Source organism: Phycisphaeraceae bacterium, assembly GCA_019636675.1.
In the GTDB taxonomy this organism is placed as follows: domain Bacteria; phylum Planctomycetota; class Phycisphaerae; order Phycisphaerales; family UBA1924; genus JAHBXC01.
Genome location: JAHBXC010000002.1, coordinates 383,686 through 410,202 on the forward strand (window position 1 = coordinate 383,686; position 26,517 = coordinate 410,202).

25 protein-coding genes are annotated in these 26,517 nt (G+C 70.6%); 10 read left to right on the forward strand and 15 right to left on the reverse strand.

What is annotated here, in order from left to right:
* Nucleotides 1–75: 75 nt before the first annotated feature.
* Nucleotides 76–492, reverse strand: a complete 417-nt coding sequence (locus KF684_08235; protein ID MBX3352910.1) for a hypothetical protein — start codon at nt 490–492, stop codon at nt 76–78.
* A 124-nt stretch (nt 493–616) separates the two neighbouring features.
* Here KF684_08235 and purM point away from each other — a divergent pair, with 124 nt between their 5' ends.
* Complete coding sequence (purM, locus tag KF684_08240) at nt 617–1,765, forward strand: phosphoribosylformylglycinamidine cyclo-ligase (GenBank protein ID MBX3352911.1); 1,149 nt, start codon at nt 617–619, stop codon at nt 1,763–1,765.
* Nucleotides 1,766–1,768: 3 nt separating this feature from the next.
* Here the strand turns inward: purM and KF684_08245 are convergent, their stop codons facing one another.
* The 3 genes from KF684_08245 to KF684_08255 form a co-directional block, all read right to left on the reverse strand.
* Nucleotides 1,769–2,212, reverse strand: coding sequence for a hypothetical protein (locus KF684_08245; protein ID MBX3352912.1), 444 nt, complete (start codon nt 2,210–2,212; stop codon nt 1,769–1,771).
* A 204-nt stretch (nt 2,213–2,416) separates the two neighbouring features.
* Nucleotides 2,417–5,014 carry a hypothetical protein gene (locus tag KF684_08250; GenBank protein MBX3352913.1) on the reverse strand — a complete coding sequence of 866 codons (2,598 nt, stop codon included), beginning with the start codon at nt 5,012–5,014 and terminating at the stop codon, nt 2,417–2,419.
* Nucleotides 5,011–5,322: a hypothetical protein gene (locus tag KF684_08255; GenBank protein ID MBX3352914.1), complete on the reverse strand. Its 312-nt coding sequence runs from the start codon at nt 5,320–5,322 to the stop codon at nt 5,011–5,013. Before KF684_08255 ends, KF684_08250 begins: the two co-directional genes overlap by 4 nt.
* A gap of 290 nt (nt 5,323–5,612) precedes the next feature.
* On the opposite strand from KF684_08255, the gene KF684_08260 reads away from it, so the two are divergent.
* The 3 genes from KF684_08260 (at nt 5,613) to KF684_08270 (ending at nt 9,566) form a co-directional block, all read left to right on the forward strand.
* Complete coding sequence (locus KF684_08260) at nt 5,613–6,686, forward strand: hypothetical protein (protein ID MBX3352915.1); 1,074 nt, start codon at nt 5,613–5,615, stop codon at nt 6,684–6,686.
* A gap of 109 nt (nt 6,687–6,795) precedes the next feature.
* On the forward strand, nt 6,796–8,649 hold the full coding sequence (locus tag KF684_08265; protein MBX3352916.1) for a peptide ABC transporter substrate-binding protein: 1,854 nt from the start codon (nt 6,796–6,798) through the stop codon (nt 8,647–8,649).
* Entirely contained in the window at nt 8,646–9,566 is a 921-nt protein-coding gene (locus KF684_08270; GenBank protein ID MBX3352917.1) for an ABC transporter permease, read from the forward strand. Before KF684_08265 ends, KF684_08270 begins: the two co-directional genes overlap by 4 nt.
* A 15-nt stretch (nt 9,567–9,581) precedes the next feature.
* Here the strand turns inward: KF684_08270 and KF684_08275 are convergent, their stop codons facing one another.
* Nucleotides 9,582–9,917, reverse strand: a complete 336-nt coding sequence (locus KF684_08275) for a SlyX family protein (GenBank protein ID MBX3352918.1) — start codon at nt 9,915–9,917, stop codon at nt 9,582–9,584.
* A 90-nt stretch (nt 9,918–10,007) separates the two neighbouring features.
* On the opposite strand from KF684_08275, the gene KF684_08280 reads away from it, so the two are divergent.
* The gene (locus tag KF684_08280) at nt 10,008–10,697 is read left to right on the forward strand and encodes an acyloxyacyl hydrolase (GenBank protein ID MBX3352919.1); all 690 of its coding nucleotides are present in this window, start codon (nt 10,008–10,010) and stop codon (nt 10,695–10,697) included.
* On the opposite strand, the gene galE is transcribed toward KF684_08280, so the two are convergent.
* The gene (gene galE, locus KF684_08285; protein ID MBX3352920.1) at nt 10,670–11,740 is read right to left on the reverse strand and encodes a UDP-glucose 4-epimerase GalE; all 1,071 of its coding nucleotides are present in this window, start codon (nt 11,738–11,740) and stop codon (nt 10,670–10,672) included. The genes KF684_08280 and galE overlap by 28 nt on opposite strands.
* Before the next feature lie 62 nt (nt 11,741–11,802).
* Between galE and KF684_08290 the strand changes: the two genes are divergently transcribed.
* Nucleotides 11,803–12,858 carry a DUF368 domain-containing protein gene (locus KF684_08290; GenBank protein MBX3352921.1) on the forward strand — a complete coding sequence of 352 codons (1,056 nt, stop codon included), beginning with the start codon at nt 11,803–11,805 and terminating at the stop codon, nt 12,856–12,858.
* On the opposite strand, the gene KF684_08295 is transcribed toward KF684_08290, so the two are convergent.
* The 6 genes from KF684_08295 to KF684_08320 all read right to left on the reverse strand — a co-directional run bounded on the left by KF684_08295 (nt 12,809) and on the right by KF684_08320 (nt 20,903).
* Nucleotides 12,809–13,222, reverse strand: coding sequence for a hypothetical protein (locus tag KF684_08295; GenBank protein ID MBX3352922.1), 414 nt, complete (start codon nt 13,220–13,222; stop codon nt 12,809–12,811). The two genes, KF684_08290 and KF684_08295, sit on opposite strands and share 50 nt — an antisense overlap.
* A 198-nt stretch (nt 13,223–13,420) precedes the next feature.
* Nucleotides 13,421–14,308: an HDOD domain-containing protein gene (locus KF684_08300; GenBank protein ID MBX3352923.1), complete on the reverse strand. Its 888-nt coding sequence runs from the start codon at nt 14,306–14,308 to the stop codon at nt 13,421–13,423.
* Between the two features lie 160 nt (nt 14,309–14,468).
* Nucleotides 14,469–15,614: a UDP-N-acetylglucosamine 2-epimerase (hydrolyzing) gene (neuC, locus tag KF684_08305; GenBank protein ID MBX3352924.1), complete on the reverse strand. Its 1,146-nt coding sequence runs from the start codon at nt 15,612–15,614 to the stop codon at nt 14,469–14,471.
* Nucleotides 15,611–16,666: an N-acetylneuraminate synthase family protein gene (locus KF684_08310; protein MBX3352925.1), complete on the reverse strand. Its 1,056-nt coding sequence runs from the start codon at nt 16,664–16,666 to the stop codon at nt 15,611–15,613. The genes neuC and KF684_08310 overlap by 4 nt, the downstream gene beginning before the upstream one ends.
* Nucleotides 16,663–17,421 carry an acylneuraminate cytidylyltransferase family protein gene (locus KF684_08315; GenBank protein ID MBX3352926.1) on the reverse strand — a complete coding sequence of 253 codons (759 nt, stop codon included), beginning with the start codon at nt 17,419–17,421 and terminating at the stop codon, nt 16,663–16,665. The genes KF684_08310 and KF684_08315 overlap by 4 nt, the downstream gene beginning before the upstream one ends.
* Nucleotides 17,418–20,903, reverse strand: coding sequence for a motility associated factor glycosyltransferase family protein (locus KF684_08320; protein MBX3352927.1), 3,486 nt, complete (start codon nt 20,901–20,903; stop codon nt 17,418–17,420). The genes KF684_08315 and KF684_08320 overlap by 4 nt, the downstream gene beginning before the upstream one ends.
* An 89-nt stretch (nt 20,904–20,992) precedes the next feature.
* Between KF684_08320 and KF684_08325 the strand changes: the two genes are divergently transcribed.
* The 4 genes from KF684_08325 to KF684_08340 are packed head-to-tail and all read left to right on the forward strand — an operon-like array spanning nt 20,993 to nt 23,285.
* Entirely contained in the window at nt 20,993–21,664 is a 672-nt protein-coding gene (locus tag KF684_08325) for a hypothetical protein (GenBank protein ID MBX3352928.1), read from the forward strand.
* A gap of 30 nt (nt 21,665–21,694) precedes the next feature.
* Nucleotides 21,695–21,973: a hypothetical protein gene (locus KF684_08330; protein MBX3352929.1), complete on the forward strand. Its 279-nt coding sequence runs from the start codon at nt 21,695–21,697 to the stop codon at nt 21,971–21,973.
* Nucleotides 21,970–22,446 (forward strand): GNAT family N-acetyltransferase, encoded by a 477-nt coding sequence (locus tag KF684_08335; protein MBX3352930.1) that lies wholly within the window; start codon nt 21,970–21,972, stop codon nt 22,444–22,446. Before KF684_08330 ends, KF684_08335 begins: the two co-directional genes overlap by 4 nt.
* Complete coding sequence (locus tag KF684_08340; GenBank protein MBX3352931.1) at nt 22,443–23,285, forward strand: HAD family phosphatase; 843 nt, start codon at nt 22,443–22,445, stop codon at nt 23,283–23,285. Before KF684_08335 ends, KF684_08340 begins: the two co-directional genes overlap by 4 nt.
* A 15-nt stretch (nt 23,286–23,300) precedes the next feature.
* Here the strand turns inward: KF684_08340 and KF684_08345 are convergent, their stop codons facing one another.
* The 3 genes from KF684_08345 to KF684_08355 all read right to left on the reverse strand — a co-directional run bounded on the left by KF684_08345 (nt 23,301) and on the right by KF684_08355 (nt 26,470).
* Nucleotides 23,301–24,068, reverse strand: a complete 768-nt coding sequence (locus KF684_08345) for an N-acetylmuramoyl-L-alanine amidase (GenBank protein MBX3352932.1) — start codon at nt 24,066–24,068, stop codon at nt 23,301–23,303.
* Between the two features lie 159 nt (nt 24,069–24,227).
* Nucleotides 24,228–24,992 carry an SDR family oxidoreductase gene (locus KF684_08350; GenBank protein ID MBX3352933.1) on the reverse strand — a complete coding sequence of 255 codons (765 nt, stop codon included), beginning with the start codon at nt 24,990–24,992 and terminating at the stop codon, nt 24,228–24,230.
* 41 nt (nt 24,993–25,033) lie between these two features.
* On the reverse strand, nt 25,034–26,470 hold the full coding sequence (locus KF684_08355) for a TIGR01777 family oxidoreductase (protein MBX3352934.1): 1,437 nt from the start codon (nt 26,468–26,470) through the stop codon (nt 25,034–25,036).
* Nucleotides 26,471–26,517 lie beyond the last annotated feature (47 nt).

The following is a 26,517-nucleotide window of genomic DNA, read 5'->3' on the forward strand; positions in this document are numbered from 1 at the left end:
TTTGGGTGTATGAGGGGGAAGGGTAGGGGGGCCCTCGCGTGTGTTCCAGACAGCGGGCTCCCCCACAAGCGGGCTTCAGGGACTGACGGGGCGCATCGAGAAGCGCCCGGACACTTGGCCGCGCGCCGGTTCCTCGGGCGCGCCGCCGGGTCGGAGCACGGTGGCCGTCGCTCGGCAGTCGATCGAGCCGTCCTCCCCTGGCGTGAAATCCGCGATGACGACTTCCACGCGCAGTGTTTCCCCCGGGCGGACGAGCGCCCCGTATTTCACGTTCCGCGCCAGGCCCAGCACGTGGCGCGATAGCGCCGGGTCCTTGGCCGCCAGCAGGCGTCTAGCGGCTTGCACCATCGTCTCGAGCATGAGCACGCCGGGGAGCACGGGGAACCCCGGGAAGTGGTCGAGGAGGTATTCCTCGGCGTTGGAGACCGTCTTGTGGACGACGATGCGCCCCTCGGTCTGCTCGGCGACGTGATCGATCATGTCGAAGTGCATGGCGGCCACAATGTAGGCGGGCCGGGGCCTCCGTGCCCCCGTGCCCCCGTGCCCCCGTGCCCCCGTGCCCCCGTGCTCTCGCGCCGGCGTCCCGGCCGGCCAGCGGCGACTATCCTCACCACCTATGGCGAAGGGCGAGAAATCGGGCAAGTCGAAGAAGTCGGGCGGGGCCTCTGCGAAGCGCGACGACGCGCCGGTCGCCAAGGGCCTGACCTACGCGCAGGCGGGCGTGGACATCGAGGAGGGCGACCGCTTCGCCGAGATGATCCAGGGGGAGATGCGCCGCACGCACGGCCCGCGCGTGCTCCAGAACCCCGGCGGATTCGCCGGCCTGCTGCGACTCGATTACAACGAGAAGCTCTTCAAACGCAACTACAAGGACCCGGTGCTCGTCGCGTGCACCGACGGCGTGGGCACCAAGATCAAGCTCGCGACCGAGCTCAAGAAGTTCGACACGATCGGCATCGACCTGGTCGCGATGAACGTCAACGACCTGGTGGTGCAAGGCGCCGAGCCCCTGCTGTTCCTGGACTACATCGCGACCGGGAAGGTCGTGCCCGAGCAGCTGGCGGACATCGTGAAGGGCATCGCCGACGGGTGTCGCCAGTGCGGCGCGGCGCTGCTGGGGGGAGAGACCGCCGAGATGCCCGACGTCTACGCGCCGGGCGAGATCGATCTGGCCGGCTTCGCGGTGGGCGTGGTCGAGCTGAAGCGCGCCACCGACAGCGAGCGGGTCGAGCCGGGCGACATCGTGATCGGCCTCGCGTCCGACGGCGTGCACAGCAACGGGTACTCGCTCGTGCGCTCGGTCGTGAAGCACGCCGGGCTCGATCTCGCGAAGGTCTACCCCGACCTCGACGGCTCGCGCACGCTGGGCGAAGTGCTGCTGACGCCCACGCGCATCTACGCCGGCAACATCGTGCAGCTGCTGCGCCAGTACAAGGTGAAGAAGGTCGTCAGCGGCATGGCGCACATCACCGGCAGCGGGCTAGCGATGAACCTCGAGCGCGCGCTGCACGAGAAGGTCGACGCGGTGCTCGACGAGTCGGCGTGGGACGTGCCGCCCGTGTTCGAGTTCCTGCAGCGCCACGGGAAGATCGCGGACGAGGAGATGCGCCGCGTCTTCAACATGGGGATTGGATACTGCCTGATCGTGCGCCCCACCTTCGCCGAGGGCGTGGTCGAGAAGCTCACGAAACTGGGCGAGCGCGCGACGGTGATCGGGAAGGTCGTGAAGGGCAAGGGCGCGGTGCGCCTCACCCCTCGCGCGTGAGCGTCAGCCGAAGAGCACGTCGGCGATCTCGCCGCGGTTCCCGTCGTCGTTGAGCAACGACTGCTGGACACTGCCTGCGCCGCGGCCGGCGCGTGACTCCAGGCTGGCTCGCACCTCGCGGGCGATGGCCTTGGCCGCATCGAGGTTAATGAGCGCGAAGGTGTTGGCCGCCGCGTTGATGGACAGCAGGTCCTCGGGGGGCGGGAGCTTCCTCGCGTAGTCGGCGACGCGTCGGATCACGTCGGCGGACGAGGGGCCCGCCAGCGAGAGCGGGCCGTCGGACGAGCGCTGCTCGGTGCTGAGGCGCGCGTCGCGCTGCTGGTCGGCGGGCTGGATACGCCTCCGTCGCTGCTCCTGCAGCTCGGCGGCCTGACGGACCTGCGACGCGTTCTGCGACGCGGGTTCGATCCTCCCAGCGGGGTTCGGGATGTCAGGTCCGAGTGTCATCGCATACCTCGACGCGCTGTTGTCGCGTCAGAGGAAGTATGCAAAGCGCAGGGCGCCGGTGGTAGGTGAATGATGCGCGAAGTCGCGCTTGAGGCGTCACGACCGTCGCAGACCGCCCGGCTTGACGATCCGATGAGCCGCGACGAGATATTCCCGGGCGTGGCGATGGGGGATCGGCGCGGTTCTCGGGCCCGGACGCCGGGTTCAGTTCGGATCGAATCGCAGGCCGCCGCCGCCGCCGCCAGCGCCTGGGGCCTGGGGCTGCTGCCGGGGCTGCGGCGCGCCGGGTCGCTGCTGCTGCTGCTGTTGCTGCTGCTGGCGCATGCGCTCGGCGAACTCGGCGGCGACGCGGAGGCGCATTCGCATCGAGGCGGCGAGCGACTTCATCGACTCGGAGGAAGAGCCCTCCAGGGAGTCAAACAGCGGGTGCGCGGGGTCGCTCACGCGCATCAGCAGCGCCGTGGCTCGGACGAGCTCCGAAGGATCCTGGAACGCGATGGTGTCGATGGGGGTGACCAGTTCTCGAGGGAAGATGCTCCCGATGAGGATCACGGCGTTGGCGCGCTCGACGGCGTTCATGCGGGGCATGCGCAGGGCGGTCGCTGCCAGGATCTCGGCGGCGAACTGGTTTGCGGCCTGGCGGTCGGACGCCATCGCGCTGCGCGCGATGAGGTCGCGCCCCACCAGGAGCGTGTCGATGACGGCGTCGCCCTGCGCGCCCTCGAGCGCGCGCCGGTAACCCTCGGACGACTCGTCGGGGATCGAGATCCGCCTGCGTGTGAGGAGGCGCGTGCTGCCGCTGAGCGACATGGGGCCCTTGTGGAACTTGCCCTTGTCGTCCACGAGGAAGCCCTGCGCCAGCTGCCAGCGCAGGGTGACGATCTGCGTGGTGGCGTTGTCGATCGTCGCGCCGACGGGCCCGAGGTCGGTCTGCACCAGCATCTCGACGGTCTCGCCGGGCATGATGCGCAGCGCGCGGTTGAACTCGATGACCTCGGGAGAGAGCCGCTGGGCGGACTTCTGCCCCCCGATGGTCGGCTCGGGCGAGAGCAGGAGGCGCGAGTTGATCGGCGAGTTGGGGCCGACGGCCAGCGGGATGCGTCCGATGTTGCGCACTCTGACGATCAGGGGCAGGCCGTCGAGCACGGAGATTGACTCGGAGGGCCAGACCGCTTCGAGCGACATGAACTGGCTCGGATCGCGCGTCATGCGATCGAGCCACTCGGGGACGCTCTTGAAGTACTCGTCGAGGCGCACCGCGACGGCGCCGGGGCGGACGGGCTCGCCCAGCAGGACCTCGATCCGCGAGCGCGCGTACAGGCCAAGCATCGACCCGGTCTGGCCCATCGCGAGGTGCGCCAGGTGGGAGGCGGCGGCGCGCGGGTTGCCCCTCGCCTCTTCGAGGAGGGCCATGCCGATGCGCGCACGCGGGTCGGCCTCGGCGAGCCCCGACAGGCGGCGCTCCGCTTCGCCGAAGTCTCGCTTCCACAGCGAAATGAAGCCCTCGTAACGCGTGATGACGCGCGGGTCGGTCAGCAGGTTGTTCTCGCGCATGCTGCGCAGGAGCGTCTCGGCTTCGGCGACCTGCACGCCGCTCCACAGTCGCATCCAGAGGAGATCGCTGAACAGCGACCGAAGCTGCTCAGACGCCTGCTCGAGCCGGGCGGGATCGGCGCCCTGGCGCTGGTACTCGGCGATGACCTGCTGGGCCTGTGCGATGTTCTTCGTGAGGAGCGCGGCCGAGGTGCCGACACGGTCGTTGCGCCCCAGCGCGAGGTTCGCGGCGGCACGCAGGATCTCGAGCTCGGGCTCGAGCGTGACTTCTTCGGCGGGGCTCCCGGCCGGGGGCTGCTGGCCGTAGGACTGGTAGAGCTCGATCTCGCGCGCCCGGGCGCTGCGCACGGCGCGCTCGCGCTCGTCGAGGAGTCTGACGACGTCCTCGGGCCCGACCATGCCCCAGTAGCTGAGGATTCGTTCGAACGCGAGGCCCACGTCGCCCATCCGGTTCTCGTAGGTATGGATCGAGTCCGTGTTGAGCTGGAAGCGCAGCGCGGTGCGGAAGGCGCCCCTCGAGCGGAGCTCGCGCGTCAGGTTCGCGTGGCTCGACGCGTCCATGGGGTCGGCCATGATCACGTTGAGGAGTGCCTCGGCGCGTGCGAGCGGGTCGTCGCTCGATTCCAGGACGATCGTGGCCGCGAGGACGGCGGCGTCTTTGTTGCTCGAGTCGAGCTGCGTCGCCTGTGTCAGGCGCCGGATGAAACCGGCGTTGTCGCCCTGCTCGCGCGCCAGGAGGGCGGCGTCGAAGGCGAGGCGGCTGCGGATCGAGGGGTCGAGACGCTCTCCGGCCGGGCCGAGGAGGCGGTCGTACGCGCTCATGCGATCTTCGGCGATCTGGATCGCGCCGATGCGCGAGGAGATCAGCCGGAGCTGGGCGACACGGTCGTTGGGGTCGCGCTGGACGAGCTGCGCCGTCGCGTTGATCTCTCGATCGCGGTCCCGGGCGCCGTGCCAGGCGTCGATCTGACGCCGGAGGAGGTCAAGACTGTTCGGGTCGAGCTGGTGCGCCAGTTCGAGCGCATGGGCGGTCAGCCGGTAGTCGTTGGTCGACGGGTCGCCCGCGCTGCGCAGGGAAAGCACGCCCGTCCGGGCGATCCAGCGGGCGAGGAGTGCCCTGGAGGACGCGCTCGCGGTCTCGAACTCTCGCGCCGGGATGACCTCGGTCTGGGCGTGGGCGAGCGACGGGATGAACGCGCTCGCGAGCGAGACGACGGCGATGGATCCGAGTAGGCGACGCGACCTCACGACGAAGCTCCGGCGGCCAGCGCCGCAATAGTCCCAAGAAGCCCGAGGGCGAATGCCGCCCCGGCGATCAACTCGACGGACGCGACGACCGTGCGGTTCGCGCCCGGGCACAACCTATCGGCCACCGCGACCAGGAACACGAACTGCCCGGCGGCGATTGCGCTCAGCCCGCCCAGCCGGATGCCCGGGCCGACCCCTCCCCACGCGTGGGGGGGGCTGCTGGCGACGACGGCCCCTCCGATGACGAGAACCATCGCCCAGAGCGACCCAGCGGCCACGAGGACTACCAGGTTGAGTCGATGCGTCATCGTCGTTGGGGCTCCGTAGCACGGATCGAGACGCCCTGGGAGGGAACCCGGCCCGCCCGCGCCGCGAACCGTGCATTCGAAGATATCGGCCCCGGACACGCATTGCCAACCATCCCCTCGCCCAACTCCCACGAATCCCGCGGTTTGACGCTTTCCGGACCCACCGCTACCGTCCGGCCTGTTTCACCCGAGTCGGGCTCGGGCCCGGTCTTGTCCTGCGCGCCTGTCCCGTCGCGACACCCCGTCCGACCCTGGGCGTCCGCGACCACGCGATCCCCGCGAGAGCACGAATGAAGATCTCCGATCTCCGCCTCCCCATCCTCGCGTTGCTGGCTACCTGCTCGCTCGCGCTCGCGGCGCCCCTCCCCGAGGGCGTCTCGACCCGCCCCAACCTGACCGATGCCGATCGCGGCGCGATCCGCGCGTTCGTCGCCGAGCGTGCTTCGGCCCTCTCGACCGGCGAGCCGGCCCAGCTCCAGCGGGCCCGCTCCGAGCTTTTCGACACCCTGTCGCGCGAGTCGAGCGTGGTCTTCCGGATCGAGGTCAGCTCCGCGCTCGCGCCCACGCTCGTCGAGCTGGGTCGGGGCCAGGACGAGTTCCGCGCGTTCAACGCGGTGCAGCTCGCCGGGGTGCTCGCGACGGACTCGTCGCTGCCGATCATCCGCACCGCGCTCGCCGACACCCGCCCGACGGTCCGCTACGCCGGCGCGCTGGCGTCGCGGATCCTCTTCCAGGGCGTCATCGACAGCCGCTCCTCGCTCACCGACGACACGGTTCCCCAGCTGATGTCCGAGCTGGCGCAGCGCCTTCGCGTCGAGCGCGACCCGGTGGTCGCCGAGGGAATGATGAGCGCGTTCACGGTGCAGTTCCCCGGCGCGACCGGGCTCGCGCGTCGCGCCGCCGCCGTTCGCGCGATGGACGACGCGACGATCGAGCTGGTGCGCGCCGCGCGCGGCTCGTCGCAGGCGTCGGAGTGGACGCGCGTGTTCGTGCGCGCCGTGGACGCGTCGCGTCGGCTGCTGCTCGACCAGCAGGTCGCGGGGCAGCGCGACGAGGCCTTCGCGCGGGCCGCCGCGACGCTGGCCGGGCATTCCCTCGCGTTCGGGCTGGCGCGCCTCGAGGGCTCGGCCGACTCCGCGGAGCGAGCCGGCGTGGGCGACTTGCTGAAGGCCTGCGAGGTGACGCTGCTGCTTTCCTCGGCGCAGCTGCGTCGCGCCGATGCCGGCGCAGAGCAGCCGATCGCCCAGGCCTTCGACCGCGCCAACGACCGCGCCCTGCGCGACGCCGTCAACCGCTGGATCGGCCAGAACGGCCTGCTCTACCAGGCCCCGTTCAACCTGCCGGCGGGATCGATCGGTCGCTGAGGCGCGAACCCGCGAGTTGCGATCCGGTACAAGTGACGGGCGTTCCTCCCGAGCGCGACCCTAGCAGGCGCGGCGAACGCCGACGCCAATCCCGGAGACGACTCTCGACGTGTGGAAGCTCGCCGCGCCATTTCTGCTCCTGATCCTCGCGATCGTCGGGGCTGTCGCGACGGACAGGCCGCAGCCGCCCGCTGACTACACCTTCATCAACGGCGCCACGGTTTTCACGCTCGACCCTCAGCGCATGTCGTACGAGCAGGACCTGCGCATCGCGCACGCGATTTACGACGGGCTGGTCCGCTGGAACCCGTACACCTACGACATCATCCCGGGCGTGGCGGAGCGCTGGGAGGTCTCGCCGGACGGGCTCGTCTACACCTTCCACCTGCGTGACGACGCGCGCTGGTCGACGGGCGAGCGCATCACGCCCGATGACTTCCGCTACGCGTGGCGGCGCGCCCTCATGCCCGACAGCGCGGCCGACTACACGGGGCTGTTCTTCAAAATCCGCGGCGCCAGAGAGTTCTTCGATTTCCGCGTCGCGCAGCTCGCCGAGTACGCGAGCCGACCCGCCACGGAGCGCACGCAACGCGCCGCGCTCGAGCTGCGTGAAGCGACCAACCGCGCGTTCGACGAGCTGGTCGGGTTCGAGACGCCCGACGACCGAACCGTCGTGGTGACCCTCGAGCGACCGACGCCCTACTTCCTCGACCTGTGCGCGTTCCCGATCTTCTTCCCGCCGCACCCGCCCACGGTCGAGCGGTACGTCACCGTCGACCCGTCGAGCGGGCGGCTCGACCAGCGCTACGACTGGACCAAGCCCCCCAAGCTCGTCTCGGGCGGCGCGTACATCGTCACCTCGTGGCGGTTCAAGCGCGACATGCGCCTCGAGAAGAACCCGTTCTACTGGGACAGGGACAACGTCGTGTCGGAGAGCGTGCTGTCGCTCGAGATTGAAGATGTGAACACCCGCGCGCTGACCTTCGAGACCCGCGGCGCCGACTGGGACACCAACATCCTCACCGACTACCTGCCCGACCTGATCCGCCTGCGCGCCAAGGGACTGCGAGACGACGCGCACCCGTACTCGCGCTTCGGGACCTATTTCTGGTCGTTCAACTGCACCCCGACGCTCACCGACGGGCGCGACAACCCGTTCCACGACCCGCGAGTGCGGCGCGCGTTCGCCATGAGCGTCGAGAAGCGCGACATCACCGACAAGGTGCGTCAGCTCGGCGAGCCGCCGACCAGCGTCTTCATCCCGCCGGGCAGCATCCCCGGGTTCGACGAGACGGGGTCGATCCGCGGCGTCGGGTTCGACCCGGTCGGCGCCAGGGCGCTGCTGCGCGACGCCGGCTGGGAGTTCCGCGACGGCGCGCTGCGCGACCCGAACGGCTCGGTCTTCCCCACGGTCGAGATGCTCTGCTCATCCGGCTCGTACCACGAGAAGGTCGCCCTCGCGATGGGCGACATGTGGGAGCGCCACCTCGGCGCACGCACCCGGCTCGTCGTGAAGGAAGCCAAGACCTACAAGGACGACCTCAAGCGTCAGGACTTCATGCTCGCGCGCGGCGGCTGGTACGGGGACTACGGCGATCCGACCACCTTCCTCCTGCTCCACCGCACAGGCGACGGCAACAACGATCGCGGCTACAGCGATCCCCACTTCGACGCGCTCATGGACGCCGCGGACAACGAGCGCGATCCCGACAAACGCATGCGCCTCCTCGAGGAGGCCGAACGCTACACGATGGAGGTCTCGCTGCCGATCCTCCCGATCTGGACCTACACGCACTTCTACTACTTCCGCCCCGACGAGCTCTTCGGCATCAGCGACCACCCCCGGCTTGTGCAGTACATCCACTGGATCGGCAAGCGCGAGCCGGGCGAGCCGCCGCGCTGGAACAGGTATCAGCGCGAGTATTTCGGCGCGCGGAGCGACGAAGGGGGCGGCGCGCCATGATCGCGATGATCGTCCGACGGCTCCTCCAGCTCCCGCTCATCCTGCTGGCGATCTACACCGTGACCTTCCTGCTGGCGTGGGCGCTGCCGGGCAGCGCCGTCGTGAGCGACGAGGGGCGCGCCCCGCCGCCCGAGGTCCTCGCCGCGATCGAGGCGCGCTACGGGCTCGACGATCCCGTCCGCTTCTACTTCACCTATCTGGGTGACGTGCTCTTCCGGCTCGACTTCGGCCCGTCGCTGCGATACCCCGACTGGACGGTGAATCAGATCGTCGCGAGCGCGCTGCCCGTCTCCGTCGCGCTGGGGCTGACCGCGATCCTCATCGCGACCTTCATCGGGCTGGCGGCGGGGGTGATCGGCGCGCTGCGCCCCAACTCCGTCGCCGACATCGCCACCCTCGCGCTCGCGCTCATCGGCATCAGTCTGCCCACCTTTGTCATCGGCGCGGTTCTGCTCATTGTCTTCCCGGTCTGGATCGGGATCGGCAGCGTCGGTGGGTGGGGGACCGTGGGCGACATCGCGCTGCCTGCATTCACGCTCTCGCTCCCGTTCGCGGCGTACATCGCGCGGCTCACGCGCATGGGGATGATCGAGACGCTCGGCGCAGACTACATCCGCACGGCGCGCGCAAAGGGCCTCCCGGCGCGCACCGTCGTGCTCAAGCACGCGCTCAAGAACGCCTTTCTCCCGGTGCTGTCGTACCTCGGGCCCGCCGCCGCCGCGGCCATGACGGGGTCCTTTGTCATCGAGAAGGTCTTCAACGTCCCGGGCATCGGGCAGCACTTCGTCAACGGCGTGCTGAACAAGGACCTCTTCCTCATCATGGGAGTGGTCCTGATCTACGCCACCATCCTGATTCTCTTTAATCTGGCCGTCGATGTCCTGTACCGCTGGATAGACCCGCGCATCGAGCAGTGATCGCGACGTTCAGGTTTAGCCCCGGCCCTCGTCTCCCCGGAGGAGCGTGTCGGGCGGGGGCGTCGTCGGCGCGAACGGGTCGCTGGTCCTGCCGGCGTCCCGGTCGACCGGCCGGTGGGCGTGGGGGGGCAGCTCGATCCCGGAGGGCGCCGCGGGCGACACCCCGTCCCTGGCTTCCTCTCGGGTGTCCGCCTTCTGGGAGAGTGCGTTTTCTGCGCGATCGAGCCGAACCGAGAGCGCTTCCACCCGCCGGTGGAGGGCGATGATCTCGCCGTGCATCTGTTCCACCGCCCGCTCGTTGAACGCGAGCGCTTCTTCGAGCCGGGTCAGTCGGTCGTCCGATGGGTTCATGCTCGCTCGCTCTCTCCGCTGGTGCGGACGATCGGGTTCATGTTTGGGCGGGCGCTCGCCGACGGCGCGTCCCAGACCTATTCTCGCCGCGTGACTATGCCAGGACCTCTCAGCGCCAGCATTGTTGTGACGACCGCCCTGTGCGTCTTGTGCCGGGTCGTCGCGGCGTCCCCGGACAACCCGCCTGCGCCGGGCGATGCCCCACTGAAGCTCGACGCGGACGAGATCCGCTGGAACGATGCCGCGCGATCGTCCTCCGATGAATCGCTCGGGAAGCCCGCGCCGGTTCCCTACGGGATGCCCGGCCAGTGGTGGCTCTCGGTCGGGGCCGGCGTCGCCGCGGCGCAGACCGACGGAGACTTCGCCGCCGACGGTCGCCTCAACCTCACCACCTCGACCTTCCTCGTCGAGGACTTCGAGTTTCTGATGGAGTGGGACTTCTGGGGCTTCATGCAGGACGGCCCAGACGCCGTCGGCCTCTCCTGGTCTTTCCTCCTGCGCGTGCACTTCCCGCTCGACGACGAGCGCAACACCACCTTCTTTCTCGACGGCGGCGTGGGCGTGCTTGGCTCGACCGAGCGCGTGCCCGAAGACGGCACCTTCGTCAACCTGATCCCGAAGCTCGGCTTCGGCTGGTCGCATCGCCTGGGCGATTCCGCCGACCGCCTGGTCGGTGGCGTCCGCTGGCATCACATCTCGAATGCGCGCATCAGCGGCGAAGAAAGCAACCCCTCGCGCGACGGCGTGATGTTCTACCTCGGGTACACCTTCCCGCTCTGACCCTTCGCGCCGTACCCGTCGGGGTGTGACGCGAACCAGCGCCACGCGGTCTCCACGATCGCGTCGAGCTCGACGAAGCGCGGCGACCACCCGAGTTCACGCCGCGCTTTCTCGCCGCTCGCGTAGAGCGCCGCCGCGTCCCCTGCGCGGCGCGCCGACTCGCGCACCTCGAAGTCACGCCCCGTGACCCTGCGCACGCTGGCGATGACCTCGCGCACGCTCGCGGGCCGGCCCGTGCCCAGGTTGTACGCGCGGAATTCATGGGAAGCGGGCTCGAGCGCCGCGAGCAGACGCATGTGCGCGTCGACGAGATCGTCGACGTGGACGTAATCGCGCACACACGAGCCGTCTGGCGTTGGGTAGTCCGTGCCGCGGACTTCGACGAAGGCGCGACCGGCGCGCGCCGCTTCGAGGCAGATCGGGATCAGATGGGTCTCCGGGCGATGGTCCTCGCCCAGCAGGCCGTGCTCGTCGCACCCGGCGACGTTGAAGTATCGCAGCGCGCCGCACGCGAACGGGCGCCCGTCGGCGGCGCACCACGACGCGTAGTCGCGCATCACGCGCTCGGCGCAGCGTTTCGACCAGCCGTAGGGGTGGATCGGCTCGGTCGGGCAGTCCTCGCGGATGGGCAGCAGCGCCGCGCCCGGCTCGCCGTAATAGGTGCAGGTCGACGACAGCACGAACCGCTGGACGCCGGCGTCGCGGCAGGCGGTCAGTGTCGAGGTCGTGCCGCCGACATTCACCGCGTGGTACTCGAGGGGCATGCGGGTCGATTCCTCGACATACGCCTTGGCCGCGAAGTGCAGGGCGCTGCCGATCGAGTGCTCACGCAGCAGCGCCGTGAGGGCGCCGGTGTCGCGGACATCCAGAACGGCGAAGGCGAGCCGATCCTTCGCGCCAGGGAGCGTTCGCAGGGCGTCGATCGCCCCGGGGTTGCCGCGAGACAGGTCGTCGACCCCCAGCACGAAAAGCCCGTCCTCGAGGAGTCTCCTCGCGGCGTGCGAGCCGATATACCCTGCAGCACCCGTCACGAGCGTTCGCATCACGCCCAAGGTATCGGCACATCCGCCCCCACGCTCGCGAGCACCCCCAGAGAGATCAAACCGTGCGCACGAACGACGAGCAGCACCAGCCGGCCACCCCCACGCCGTCGCACGACGCGCCGCTGTCGACGCCCGAGCCCTCGCATGCGTCGCTCGCGTTCCGGGGTGTTTTCGGCGGCGCGATGATGGGCATGGCGAACCTCGTCCCGGGCATTTCCGGGGGGACGATGCTCCTCGCCGCCGGCATCTATCCCCGGTTCGTCAGCGCCGTCGCCGAGGTGACCACGCTCAAGCTGCGTGTGCGATCCATCCTGCTGCTGGTCTGCGTCGCGCTCGCGGCCGGGCTCACGATCGTTCTGCTGGCCGCCCCGACGAAACACCTGGTGGTCAACCACCGGTGGGTGATGTACTCGCTGTTCATCGGGCTCACGCTGGGGGGCCTGCCCCTCGTGCACCGGCTCGTGAAGCCGATGAACGCGTCGGCGTGGACCGGCGCGATCATCGCCTTCGCGCTGATGGCGGCCATGGCGTTCATCAAACCGGCCGGCGCCGGCGCGTCGTCCACCATGATCATGCTGTTCTTCGGGGGCGTCGCGGGCGCGAGCGCGATGATCCTGCCCGGCGTCAGCGGCGCCTATCTGCTCCTGCTGCTGGGCCAGTATGTGCCCATCCTCGACGCGATCTCGCAGGCCAAGGCGGGCCTGCTCGGCTCGGGCGACCAGCCGCGCGACCTGGCGCTGTTCTTCGGCGCGATGCGATCGATCATCCCCGTGGGGATCGGCGTGGTCATCGGCATAGCGGGGGTGAGCAACCTGCTGCGTGTGCTGCTGGACCGTTTCCCCAAGCCCACGCTCGGCGTGCTCATCGGGCTTCTGCTGGGCGCGGTGGTGGGGCTCTGGCCCTTCGCCGAGTTCGTGCGCCCGGGCGAGGGGTTTGTCTTCAAGGGGCAGGCGCTGAGCGCCGAGCAGATCGACGCGCTCGCCGTCGAGGATTACCCGGTTCGCCTGCGCGCCCCGAGCACGGCCGAGGCCTTCGGGGGTCTGGCGCTGATCGGGGTCGGCTTCGGCGTCACGCTGCTCGTGGATCGGCTGGGACGAGCGAAGCCGTCTCGACGCTGAGCTGACGCTCCTCATCGCCGGCTTGTGGGTCCGCGTCATACACCGCGCCGCATTCGGGGCAGATCCCCGTGATATTCCCGCGCAGGTCGTAGTGGCAGCGCGCGCAGTGCTGCGGCTTCGCGCGCCGCGGCGCGCACGCTAATACAAGGCCCCCCAGTGCCAGCGACAGCGCGAACGAGCCGTACAGGACCAGCCACCACGACTGCATCGCCAGCTTGGCCTGCGGCATCAGGAGCCCGATCAGCCACGCCGACGCCATCACCGGGGCGGGCCCGAGCAGGGCGATCAGAAAGCCCATGGGCCTCCTCCGGTGGAGGTACGCCGGGATCCAGATCGCCGCGATGTACACAGGGAACAGGATCAACCACGAACTCCGCGCCGCCCGGTCACCATTCGCACCCGGGATGCTAGCGGGCGCATGGCGCGGGCGGAGGGGGCGAAAAACAACGAAGCGGCTGCGCTTTCACGCGGCCGCTCGGAGGGAGAAAGAGAGAGAGGTCCAGAATCCGGCGGCGTCCCTCGGGCATGGCCCGGGGCGTATCCGGCCGGAGTGAGTGTCGTTTCAGCCCAGCAGGCGCTGCACGTCCTGCAGCTGCTCGGGAAGGGCCGCGATGATCTCGTTGAGGTCGGCCTCGGTCAGGTCGAGCGCCGCGAGGGCCTCGGGGCTGATCGAGTCATCGGAGATGTCGAGGCGGAAGCCCTCCTCGTCGAGTCGTGCGACCAGTCGGTCGGCGACGTGCACGATGAGCGCCAGCGTGCGCTCCTCCTCCGGCAGGCCGAAGGGGTCGTGGTGGTGCCCGGTGACGAGCCCGAGGGCGCGCGGGAACTTCCACTTGCGGCACAGCCCGCTGCCGAACGCCTGGTGATCGGCGCCGAACACCTGCACCTCGGCCTCGAGCATGTCGTTGGCCGGCACGCCGGCCTCGTCGATGTCGAGCTGCTCGAGCACGGTGATGAGCTTGTGGCGGTCGAACTGCATCTCGACCATCACGCCGATGTCGTGGATCAGCCCGCCAAGGAACGCCTCGTCGGGCATGCCGAGACGGATCCGGTCGGCGATCATCTTCGCCGCCGTCGCGGTCGCGGCCGAGTGCGTCCAGAGCCGGCGTGCCGAGAAATGCGCGTTGACCTCGCCGCCGCGAAACAGCTTCGCGAGGCTGGCGGCGATCGCGATGTTCTTCACCGCGTTCAGGCCGAGCAGCACGATCGCCCGGTTGATCGAGCCGACCTGGCCGGGCAGGCCGTAGAACGCCGAGTTGACCACCTTCAGCACGCGGCTGCACAGCGCGGGGTCATTGCTGATCACCGCGTGCAGGTCCTGGGCCGTGCTGGTGGGGTCTTCGACCAGCTCCACGATCTTGAGCGTGATCTCCGGGAGCGTCGCGATGTGCGAGATCTCCTGGATCGCGCTGTCGACGATCTTCTCACGCTGGGCGGTCTGGTCGGCCATGACGATTCCTCGTGTGATCTTGCGGCTGTCGGCGGGAATTCCGAAGGAAAGCCCGGCGCGTTGCTACTCGGACCCGTCCGAGATCGGCTCGCCAAACAGACAACTTTGGTGCAGGTGATCCCGGCGCCGCGATTTCTTGCGAGGGCGACGACGCCCGGCGTCAGTACGCGTTGTGTTTCCGGACCAACAGGGGGTCTGCGAGGTCGATCGACGCGATCGCGTCGGCGATCCGCTCGCCCGCGCGCCCGTCTCCGTAGGGGTGAGGGTGGCTCGCGCCCGACAATCGCGCCGCCCGTCCCATCGCCTCGGAGAGGGCGTCGGCCTGCATCTCGGGGCAATCCACCACGCTCGCCGGTCGTTCCCGCCCGGCCTGTCGGGGCCCGATGTTCACGCACGCCAGCGCGTCCGGCAACGCCGCGCATTCGATCAGCCCGGCAGACGAGTTCCCCACGATCACCCCGCCCGCCTGTGCGACGCGCAGGCACAGCGCGACGAATCGCGTGCGGGGCAGGTGCTCGACGAGCGTGAGCGTGCCCCGTTCCGCGCCGCCGCGGAACGCGCGCGCGATGCCCTCGCGCCCGGGGTCGTGGTTTGGCATGAGCGCGAGCGTCGCGCGCCCCCGGAGCAGAGAGAGCAGGACCTCGGCGTCGACGCGCTCCTCGGCGTCGCTCCTGCCGATGGGGTGCAGCGAGACGATCACCGAGGGCGAACCGAGGGCCGCGTACTCGTCGTCGCCCATGGGCGTCGCGTCGCGGAGCCCGTCGATCGCGGGCGAACCGACCACGCGCACGCGCGATGGGTCTTCGCCCATGCGCACGAGGCGCTCGCCGGATGAGGGAGTCGCCGGGAAGTGCAGGTGGGCGAGCTTGGAGAGCGCGTGGCGCATCGCCTCGTCGGCGACGCCTTCGGCGCGATCGCCGCCGTGGATATGGGCCAGCGGGACGCCCATGACGCTCGCGGCCGCCCCTGCGGCGAAGGCCTCGATCCGGTCGCCCAGCGCGACCACGCACGCTGGACGGATCTCGGCGAAGGCCCTCGAGAATCCCTCGACGCCCCGGCCCAGCGCGAGGGCGTCGTGCGCGCGGTCGCGCGGCTCGTCGTCGCGCTGCATCGCGACGGTCGCGGAGACAGTGAACGCGGCTTCGACCTCTCGGATGGTGCGCGCCGGCTCGAGCAGATGCGATCCGCCTGCGACGACACGAAGCGATAGCGACGGGTGCGCGTCGATCGCGCGCATGACCGGGGCGAGCAGGCCGAACTCGGCGCGCGATCCGGTGACGACGCAGACGGTCGCTCGGGCGCTCACACGAGATCCTCGTCGCGAATGGGCGCGTCGGCGCGGACCGCGCGCGCGAGGGTTCGCCCCACCGTCTCGGTCAGTCGCCACGGCGCGACGCCCACGCCGGGGCGTTTCACGGTCAGGTCGGCGCGCTCGATCACGGCGCCGGCGCGCAGGTCGCGCGTCGCGACGAGCGACTGGCGCGAGACGCGCCGGACATCCGCCTCGCATCCCAGCGCTCTCTTCTCGCGCCCCCCGAGCAACGCGTGCGCGCGCCGGGCCAGACGGACATACTCGTCGAACTGCGCGCCGTCGAGCGAGGCGCGATGGTCGGGGCCCTGCGCGGAACGGTCGTAGGTCAGGTGCTTCTCGAGCATGCACGCGCCGGCGCACACGGCGAGGGCGCCGGTGTCCGTCGAGGGCGTGTGGTCGCTATAGCCCACCGGCGCGCCCAGAGCGTCGCGCATCGACGCGATCGCGCCGAGCGACGCGTCGGCGTCGGCGGCGGGGTAGCTGCTCACGCACTGAAAGAACGCGCAGCGCTCCCGGGCGCCCGCCTCGCGGACCCAGCCGGCGGCGCGCTCGACTTCTGCCAGATCCGCGGCGCCCGTGCTGAGCAGCAGGGGGGCGCCCAGCGCGGCGACGGCGTCAAGCAGCGGTCTGTTCACGATGTCCGGCGAGGCGAGCTTGTACGCGTCCCACCCCATCGTCCCGGTCGTCTGGACGAGTTCCAGCGAGAAGATCGTCACGATCGCGTGCACGCCGCGGGCGTGGGCCCGGTCCACCACGGCGCGCATCGCGTCGTCGTCGAGTTCGAGACGGCGGAGCATCTCGCGAGGGTCGCGCTCGCCGGCGTCTTCCTGGTACTTCGCGAGCGACGAGGCGCCGCTCATCAGCAGGTCGGCGCGGAAGCACTGCGTCTTGACCGCGTCGGCGCCGGCGTCCGCGGCGGCGTCGACCATCGCGATCGCGCGGCTCGGGTCGCCGTCATGGTTCACACCAAGCTCGGCGATGATGTAGGGCGGCTGGCCCGGGCCGACGCGCCGGCGCCCGATGTCGATCGTGGAAATCTCGGTCACGCGCGGGCCCTTTCGCGCTCTCCCCGCTCGCGAAGCAGCGCGTCGGCGACGATCGCGTCGATCGGCGAGTCGATGTCGACCACCTCGCCCTCACGGGTCATCACGCCGCCGCGCCGCGCACCGAAGAACGCGTGCGGCCCGGGCTCAACGCCCGCGATTCGAAGGAAGAGCGCGTCCGGCGTTACGACGAGCACGCCCCCGTCGGGGATGTGTGCAGGGGGGAGATCCTGTCGCCGGTAGCAGTTGTGGTTGAGCACCTCGCCCTCCCACGGTCGCACGCCGCCCTGATCGTCGACGACCGCGGTCCACCACGGGTGGTGCTTCCCGACCGGGGCGTAGCTCTGCACGCTGTCGTACCGGCCCTCTCGCAGGGTCTTGATCGCTCGATCGATAAGCCCGGCGGGGCGGACGGGCGCGTTCGCGTAGAGCAGGACGATCGCGTCAAAGTGCTTGCCTGTCTCCGACGCGTCGCCGCAGACGCGCGACGCGCAGTCCCGCGCCGCGTCGTCGACGCGCGCCGTGTCGTTCGCGAGCGCCGGCGGTCGAGCGGCGACCTCGACCCCCATCGCTCGGGCGCACGCGCCGACGCGCTCGCAGTCGGTCGAGACGATCACGCGCGACACGTGCGCCGACGCGAGAGCGTCATCGACCGTCCACGCGACGCACGGACGCCCGGCGATGGGCATCGCGTTCTTGCCGGGCACGCCGCGGCTGCCAGCTCTCGCCAGAATGATCGCGAGCGTGCTCTGGCTCATTGGGGCGATCTCCCGCGCAGATCGACGGCGCGATCGGTGCGCGCGAAGCGAGCCGCAGCCGAGGCAGGGAGGGGGAGCGGCCGCACCCGCTCGTCGGGCGCGGGGTGGGGCATCGGGTCGATCGCGGCGTGCCCGAACACGAGGGTCCACTTGTCGACGAAGCTCTCGATCTCGTCGTGCGTCGCGTCGCGCTTGGTCATCCGCGGCACGATCCAGGGAAGCCGGGCCCAGGCGACGGGCGTAGACGCGTTCGCGAGCGCTTCGAGGCCGGCGAGCGCGCCCGCGAAGCCGTCGACGCCGGTGATCGCCTCGTACGCGCTCGCCGAATCGGCGTGCATCTCGACGCTGAGGATGTCGGGCGACGCGTCGAGCAGCGCGGGCGCATCGCTCGCGCCGTTGGTGATGTCGGCCCGCACATGCAGGCCCGTTGCGCCAGCGGCACGCGCCGCCCCGGCGAGGCGCCCGAGCGCGGAAAGGTCGCGCATCCCCCTCGCGTCGAGCGTGACGCCGAGGGCGGTGTTGCCCGAGCCGAGCGCGCGGACCTCGCGGGCGACGGAGTCGGCGCTCGTTCCCTCATCGACGAGCAGCGTGAGCGTGTGCGCCGACGCCGCCGACGAGGCGACATCGTTCCAGGCGTCGACGACTTGCGCGGCGTCGGCGTGCGTCGGGTCCACGCCGCGAGCCGAGAGTGCCCGCGAGATCGCGCCTGCCCGGGAGACGCCGGCCGCGTCATCGGCGATGAAACGGGTCTGCGCGTCGCGCACGCGCGTCGGGACGCCGACGCAGATCGGCTTGGCGATCGGGTCGGGGCGCGGCTTGCGCGGGTTGTAGGCGAGCAGCGAGCCGATGCTGGCGTGGATCGCGCCCGGCGTGCGTTTCTCGCCGATCTCGCGCAGGAGCGCCGCGTCGATGACGCAGCCGCAGAGCCCCGGCGACGACTGCGTGAAGACGAGGCGGTGGCTCTCGGGCGACTCCTCGTGGCGTGCGATCAGCGCGTCGCAGAGATCCGGGTCGACGAAGGGCCAGTCGGCGCCGACGAGCAGCGCGGCGCGGAGCCCGAGCGAGTCGAGCGTGCGCGCCGCGAGCGCCGGGTCGGCGAGTTCGTCGAACACGCTTAGCCCGGCGAGGCCGGCTCGCCAGCAGTCGCGCGCCCAGAGTCGCCCGGCGAGGATCGCGCGCCGACCGGCGTCCGAGTCGTCCGTGTCGATGCGCTCGATCGCGATGGTGTATGGGGCGTTGACGCCCTTGATCGCGGCGCGGACCGAATCGGGGTTATCGGTGAGGATGGCCAGCCCCTCGAGACGCTCGCACCGGGCGAGGCGCCTGACGGTCATGCGCAGGGCGTTGTCGTCTCCGATGGGCGACACGAGATCGCGGTCGAGACCGAAGACGCCGCGCCGCGTGTCGGCGAAAAGGATCGCGCCCACGCCGGAGGCGCGTGCGTTGGCGGCCGATCGTGCGGCGCGGTGGGAGTCGCTGGGCGCGGAGAGGTCGCGTGTGATCTTCTCGCCGCCGCGCAGGGCCTTGCACGCCGCATCGAGCGTGCTCCCGAGGCGGTCGGTCGCTTCGGCCAGCCAGCGGACATTGCGCTGGTCGCGCTCGATCTGGCGGCGCTGTCGATCGAGGGGCGACAAGTCCTCGAGCATGATGGCGCGATCGTCGCGTGAGCGGTTGAAGACGCCCATCTGGTTGTACCGCTGCGCGAGCGCGTAGGCGGGCTGGATCTTCGCGATGTCCTTCGCGATCTGCTCGGTCTGTGCGATGAGCCGGTTCACGCGCGCCTGGTCCTGCAGGTGCTCGCTCATCTGAGCGAGGATCGTCTCGGTCTGGCGGCACAGACGCGCGACATTCCAGACGCCCTGGCGCACGTCGCGCAGGCGCTCGAGCGCGGCGGCGAGGTTCACGCGAGAGCCCGGCCTCGAGGGCGAGGCCGAAGGAAGCGCCGGGGCGCGATCGCTCGCGTAGATCCGGAGGAACTCCGCCAGCGGCATAGGCGAGGTGTTGGCCTTGCGAACGCCCCCCTCGGTCGCGTCGACGACCATCAGCCCGTTCTGCACATCGGCGAGGAAGTCGCGCTCGAACTGCGCGAGGTAGGTGGCCATCTGGTCGTCGGTGTAGATGTCACGCCCCTGCTGGTCCTTCGCCTTGCGCAGGATCCCCTTGGATCGCGCGATGCGTTGCCACTCCAGCAGCTCGAGCGAGACGAACTCGTTCAGGTCGCCCGCCCAGACCTCGTGGATCGCGGCGCCGGCGGCGTAGTACTGGTGGTCGGTGAAGCCCAGGTCCTGCCCGACGAGCGCGATCGGGTCGCAGCCCATGTGACGCGCGAGATAGTGCGCCAGGTGCGCGACCGTGGCGCCGGCGCGGATGTGGCCGCGGTTCTTGTCGGCAAGGTCGGCGCCCAGCACGGCGTCGAGGAAGGTGTCGGTGGGCATGCGCACCTCGCCCGGCCACGCGTCGAGAATCGCGGGGTTCGCCTTGGGCTCGACGACGAGCGTCACGCCGGCGACATCCTCGGCGGTGAGCCCTTCGTAGAACCGCCGGCTGATCTCGTGGTGGTCGAGCGCGACGACGAAGTGGGGGCGGATGCCGGCGCGCAGGAGGGGCTTGAGCACGGTCTGCACCGCGACGATGCAGCAGCGATCGCGCACGCCGGGCGCCGCGAGCAGGCGCATGTTGCGCTCGAGACTCGGCCCGGCGGCGACGACGACCGCCGGGCGGTTCTCGTAGAGGTTTCGCAGGTCGGCGATGCCGGGCGAGCCTACGTACCGGTCGGCGTTCATCAGCAGGTTGCGCACCGTGGTCTCGGTCTGCACGAGCGTGGTGACGACGTTCGTGCGGATGGCGCTCACGACATCGGTCAGCGTCTGGCCGAACTTCGCGGAGGTCTCGCCCAGCCGAGCAGAGCTTGGCGGGTGCTCGACGAGGCGCACGCCCATCGCGACGAGGCCCTCGACGCCCTGGAGGATCGTCGAGACGGTCGCGGCGTCGTCGGGCGAGGCGACGAAGGCGAAGTTGGTTTTCGAGATCCACTCGGAGTGGTCGACGCGCTCGAGCACGGAACGCAGCAGCGCGAGGTCGGGCTCGTAGCACAGGATCACGCCGGTGCGCCCCAGCTTGGCCGCGAGTCGCTCGAGGTGATAGCCCATGCCGAAGCCCATGACGGCGATGATCGCCGCTTCGCGCACATCGACGGTGTCGATCAGGCGGTCGGCTTCTTCGAGGGGGCGTCGCTTGCTCGCGAGGGCGCGCCCCTCGACCACGCCGGAGAGCGCGCCGTCTGGCGCCTGCGTGAACTCGACGCTTGGGTGGGGCTCGATCTGGCGCAGCCGCAGCGCGAGTTCGGGGCTGGCCTTCGAGAGCGCCGCGAGATTACGGTCCAGCGCGCCGGCGGGCGTACGGGTTCCGGGTCCGGGGCCGCGCGCTGGGGCCGGGTGCGCGTGGTCTCCGAGGACGAACGGGGTGTTGGCGTGCTGCGTCATGAATGCCCCGGCCCCGGCGCAGACCGGAACCGCGACGCGCGCGATGCGATACAGTGTTTATCGGAACACTCCAACGGGGCGCTGAACCCATGCTGACAGAGATTTTCGGACTTCCCTCGATTCTCCTCGCCGCGGCTCCGCCTTCGTTGCCGCAGCCCCCGGCCCTGGAGCACTGGCTGTTCGAGCGTCCGCTGGTGGTGGGGCCCGCGGCGATCGCGATCGGGTTCGCCTTCTTTCTCGTGCTGAATCGCCGGAATCAGGCGAAGCAGGGCATCCTCGTCGGCGGCGGGCTGGCCGTGCTGGGGGCGGCTTTGCTGCTCGTCGGCACACTCGTGGAGACCACGCGTGAGCGTCTGATCCGGGAGTCGCGAGCGCTGGTCGACGCCGTCCTCGCCGGGGAGCAGGGGAGGGTCGACGCGCTGCTGAGCCAGGAGCTGATCCTGAGCGCCGGGGGGCCGGGGGGCGTGCCGATCCGGAGCAAGGCCCTCGCGATGCGCGCTGTCGAGGAGTTCCAGAGCCGGGTCCGCGTGACCGAGCACGGGTTCGGCGCCGCCCAGGCGATGGTCACCAGCGCCGGGGACAGCGCGTCGAGCCAGTTTCGCGTCCGGGCGGTCACCAACTTCGGGCCCGGCGTCGCCTGGGTGCGTCTGAGCTGGCGGAAGGAACCGGACGGCCAGTGGCGTATTCACCTCATCGAGTTGCTGCGGATCAACGGGCGCGAGCCGGGGCAGGCGGGCGGGCTGGAGCGTCTGTCGCTCTGAGCGGGGCGCCGGGGAGCTATCCTCCCTGCGATGCCAGGCGAACACGACACCACGACCGGCGCGAAGTCCCCGATGGGGCTCACCTGCAACATCGACCGTCGCGGGCGCAAGGCGAGGGCGTTCGTCGGGGTCGGGCTGCTCGCGTTGGCGCTGGCGTCGTTCGCCTTCGTGGCGATCACGGAGGGCGGCGCGAGAACCGGGGCGATCATCGCCGGTGTTTCGCTCGTGATCGGCGGCGCGTTCTGCCTGTTCGAAGCGGCCAACGCGTGGTGCGCAGTCCGGGCCATGGGGTTCAGGACCAAGCTGTGAGCGACCGGCGCGCCTCGATCGTCGTGCCCGTGGGCGAGGCGCAGTGGGGCGCGTACATCGATTGTCGCGTGAGAAACCTGTACACGCCGTACGGGCTGCCGGCGTCGTGCGCCGACAGCGAGCTCGACACGCCGCGCGATCGCGAGGGGATCTTCCATCGCGCCGCGATGACGCAGGACGGGCGGATCGTGGGCGTGGGCCGGCTCGACCTGCAGCCGGACCGTGGGGGCGTTCCGTCGGCGCAGCTGCGATTCTTCGCGGTCGATGCGTCGGCGCGTGGGACGGGCGTGGGGCGCTTGCTGCTCAGCGAGTTCGAGCGCCTCGCGCGCGAGCGAGGGGTCGTGCGCCTGTGGATGGAGGCCCGGCAGGAAGCGCTGGGTTTCTACGAGCGCTGCAGCTACACGGACGCTGGCGAGGGCCCGACGAAGTGGGGGCTCATCCCGCATCGCATCCTCGAGAAGATTCTCGCGTGAGCCCGGCGCCCTTCGACCTGATCGCGATCGACCTCGACGGCACGCTGCTGACGAGCGACAAGCGCGTCTCGGAGGAGGACGCGTCGGCCCTGCGCGAGGCGATGCGTCGCGGCGTGCGCGTGGTGCTCGCGACGGCCCGCCCGCCGCGAGGCGTGCGATGGATCCTCGAAGAACTCGGCGCGCTGGGCGGGGGCGCCCACGCCGACGCGGTGACGATCAACTACAACGGCGCTCTGGTCTGGGACGCGCGGGAACGCGCGCCGATCGAGCACACGCCCCTCGCCGGCGAGGTCGCGCGAGAGGTCGTGCGCGAGGCGCGAGAGATGATGCCCGACACGCTCGTCTCGGTCGAGGTGGTCGATGTCTGGCACACGGATCGCCACGACCCGGAGCTGTCGATGGAGACGGGCAAGCTCTTCCCGCCCGACAGGGTCGGCCCGCTCGACGAGACGCTCTCGATGGGCGTGACGAAACTGATGCTCCTGGCGCGTCCGGCGCGACTGCCGGCGCTGCGAGATCGCGTCGAGTCCTCGTTCCTGCGCACCGAGCGCGCGAGCGTGTTCGTGACGGACCCGCACATCGTGCAGATCGCGGCGCACGGCGTGGACAAGGGCGCGGCGCTGGTGCGCCACGCGCAGCGGCTGGGTGTCGACCCCACGCGGGTCTTCGCGATGGGCGACGCGAGCAACGACGTCGAGATGCTGCGGGTCGCCGGGCTGGGAGTCGCGATGGCGAACGCAGAAGACGCCGCCAAGCGGGCGGCGGACGAGGTGATCGCGCGCAGCAACGATGAGGGCGGCGTCGGGCACGCGCTCCGTCGGTTCGGCTTTCTCGATTGACGAGTCTGCTCGCGTTCAGGCGAGGTAGAGCGGGCCGCCCGGGGCGCGGGCGACATTGAGCAGGGGCTGCAGGTTGCGCCCCGGGCAGTCGGTCTTCGCGAGCTCTTTGTGGGTGTGGAGGCGACCCACGGGCACTCGGTGCTGGAGCATGAGCGACGAGACGAAGCGATCGACGGCTTCGATCTGCGCTCCGGTGGGGCGCTGTTCCTCGAAGTTGCCCATGACGAGGACGCCGATGTTGCCCTCGTTCTGGCCTCCGACGTGCGCGCCCTGCCAGGCGAGCGGGCGTCCTTCCCAGACGTTGCCGGCCGGGTCGACGACGTAGTGGTAGCCGATGTCGCCCCAGCCGCGGTTGGTGTGGGAGAGGCGGATCTGATCGATGCGGGCCGCGATGTCGCCGCGAGACCGCAGCGCGACGGGGGTGAGCCCGTCGTGGTGCAGCGTGATGCGCCGGACCGGCAGCATGCGGTTCATGCGCGCCGGGATGACCCCGGCGCTGGCCCACGCGGTGCGCGGCAGGACATCAGACGACGGCGCGGGATGGGTGGGCAGCGGCGTCGGACGGTGGGCGTGCGCGTCTGGCCGGACCGGGCTGCTCGGCCGGGGGGCCGGCGCCTTCGGGTCGACCGTGGGCCAGCGGACGCTGGGCAGCGAGGAGGTCGAACTCCCCGAAGACGCGCACGCGCTGAGGATCGACCCCGCGCCGCCGAGGGCGAGGAGGCCAGCGGCGCCGCGCAGGACGGCGTCACGACGAGTCAGGTTGTCACGATCGCGTTGCGACATAGTGCCCACTGTTTACCCATCGGACCGTGCGAGGGAACAACTGAAAAGGTGCGCTCTGTTCGCAGGAAGTCTACAGGCGCAGACGGGTGTGGAGCCCTTGGAAGGTCCGAGAACATGTGATTTTTGAGCCCGGTGTCTTCCGGTACGGGGTTTGGTCGATCACCGGCGCGTCTTGGCGGTCGCCAGCCCGCCGTCGACGCCGAAGACCTGCCCGGTCACGAACGCGGCCTCTGGCGAGAGCAGCCAGGCGATGACGGGGGCGACGTCGCCCGGCGCGCCGATCCGCCCCAGCGGGTGCATCGCGATGGAGGCCTGAAGGGCGACCTCGTTCCCGGTGATCCGCGACGCCAGGGGCGTGTCGATCAGCCCGGGCGCGACGGCGTTCACTCGCAGGCCCATCGTCGAGTAGGTGGCCGCGGCGGACTGCGCCAGCCCGATGACGCCCGCTTTGGCGGCGGCGATCGCTTCGTGGTTGGCCAGCCCGATGCGCGCCGCGCACGAGCTCATGAGCACGACCGACCCGCCGCGCTCCCCGTTGGAGCGCATCTGCGCCGCAGACGCACGCACGACCCCGAACGCGGAGGTCAGGTTGAGCCGGATCGTCTCTTCCCACTCGGCGCTGGTGGTGAGGTGCGCGGGCTTGAGGATGATCGAGCCGACGAGATTGACCGCGCCGTCGATGCGCCCGAACCGCTCCTTCGCGGCCTTGAACAGCGCGTCGATGGCCTCGAACGAGACCGCGTCGCACTCGAAGGCGGCCGTCTCGGGCGCGTCGAGCGAGGCGCTCAGTTCCTCGAGCCGGTCCATCCGGCGCGCCGCGAGGGCGAGCCGCGCGCCCCTCGCGCCGAGTCGTGCGCAGACTTCGCGTCCGATGCCTCCTGTCGCGCCGAGAACCACATAGACCGGGGATTCTGCGTTCGTCATCCTCACGGGTTCGCCGGGGCATGTCGTCTGGATGAGGGCGATCAGGGCGCGAGCGCGTCGAGGTCGCGCTCGCCCACGAGACCGAGTTCCCACCGCAGCGCCTCGTCGAGGGTCGGGGTGAGAAAGCCGAAACCGGCTCGTTCGAGCGTCGCGGGCCTCACGCGCTGGTCGCTCAGGAGCGCCTCGTCGGCGATGCCCCCCAGCGCGAGGCGCAGCGCCCAGGCCGGGTAGACGCCCAGCGCCGGTCGGCGAAGCGCACGCGCCAGCGAGCGGGCGAAATCCCTGTTTGTTACCGGCTGGGGCGCGACGAGGTTGACGGGGCCGACGAGCGATGGGGTGTGGAGGACGAACTCGGTCGCACCGACGAAATCATCGAGCCCGATCCACGGGAAGCCCTGCGCGCCTGCGCCGAAGGCGCCGCCCAGCCCGAACTTCCAGGGCGTGAGCAGGCGCGCGAGCAGGGGGGTCTTCGTCCCGACGACGTTCCCGATGCGCAGCAGCGCGACGCGCGCGCCGGCGTCGCGAGCGCTGGACGTCGCGCGTTCCCACGCGACGCACACGCGGGCGCGGAAGTCATCGCCCGCGCGTGACGTCTCGTCGAGCGTCTCGCCCGGGCGATGCCCGTAGAACCCGACTGCCGAGGCGCTCAGGAGGGCGCGCCCCTTCGCGTCGGCGCGCTCGGCGCGCGCCAGCGCGTCGGCGATATGTGCTGTTCCTTCGCTGCGGCTGCGCTCGATCGCGTCGCGCTTCGACGCGGTCCACCTGCCCGGTATGGGCTCGCCGGCGAGGTGGATGAGCGCGTCGCACTCCTCGACGCTGCGCTGGTCGATGACCCCGGCGCGCGGATCCCAGAACGCCTCGCGCCCGAGGGCCGCCGCGTCCTCGCGCGGTTCGCGCCGCACGAAGCGGATCATCGAGTGCCCCGCGCTCGCCAGATAGCCGACCAGCGACGAACCGAGCGAACCGGACGCGCCGGTGACGCCGATGGTCAGGCGCGGCTCGCGGGCGAATCGTTCGTGACGGGCGAGGTCGCGCGCCGTGCGCAGATGCCGGAACGCGAACATGCGAACGAGCTGCTTTCGCGCCAGCCCGCCCCCGATCGCGTTCCCGAGCGTCCCCCCGGGCAGCGCGTACTCGATCCGGTCGTGCAGGACGCTGCGCGCGTCGTCGCCCGAGGGGTGCTCCTCGAAGGCGTGGGTGTGGACCCACGACGCGAACGGCCCGCGGACCTGCTCGTCGCGGAAGCGTTCTCCCTCGACGAACCCGAAGTGGCGAGCCTCCCATGGGAGCGAGAGCGGGCCCTTCTTCAGGCGCATGACTAGGCGGTCGCCCTCTCGGATTGACCCGGTGCGCTCGACGACGCGGATCGTCTCCCAGGGCGGCGCCAGACGCTCGAACGCGCCCGGGCTCGCGTGGAAATCGAACAACGCTCGCCGGGGGGCAGGCATGGTCGAGCGAAGGTCGAGAACGCTGCTCATGCGTGGTCGTTTCGACGAGCGCGAGTGAGCCGATTCAGCGACACGCC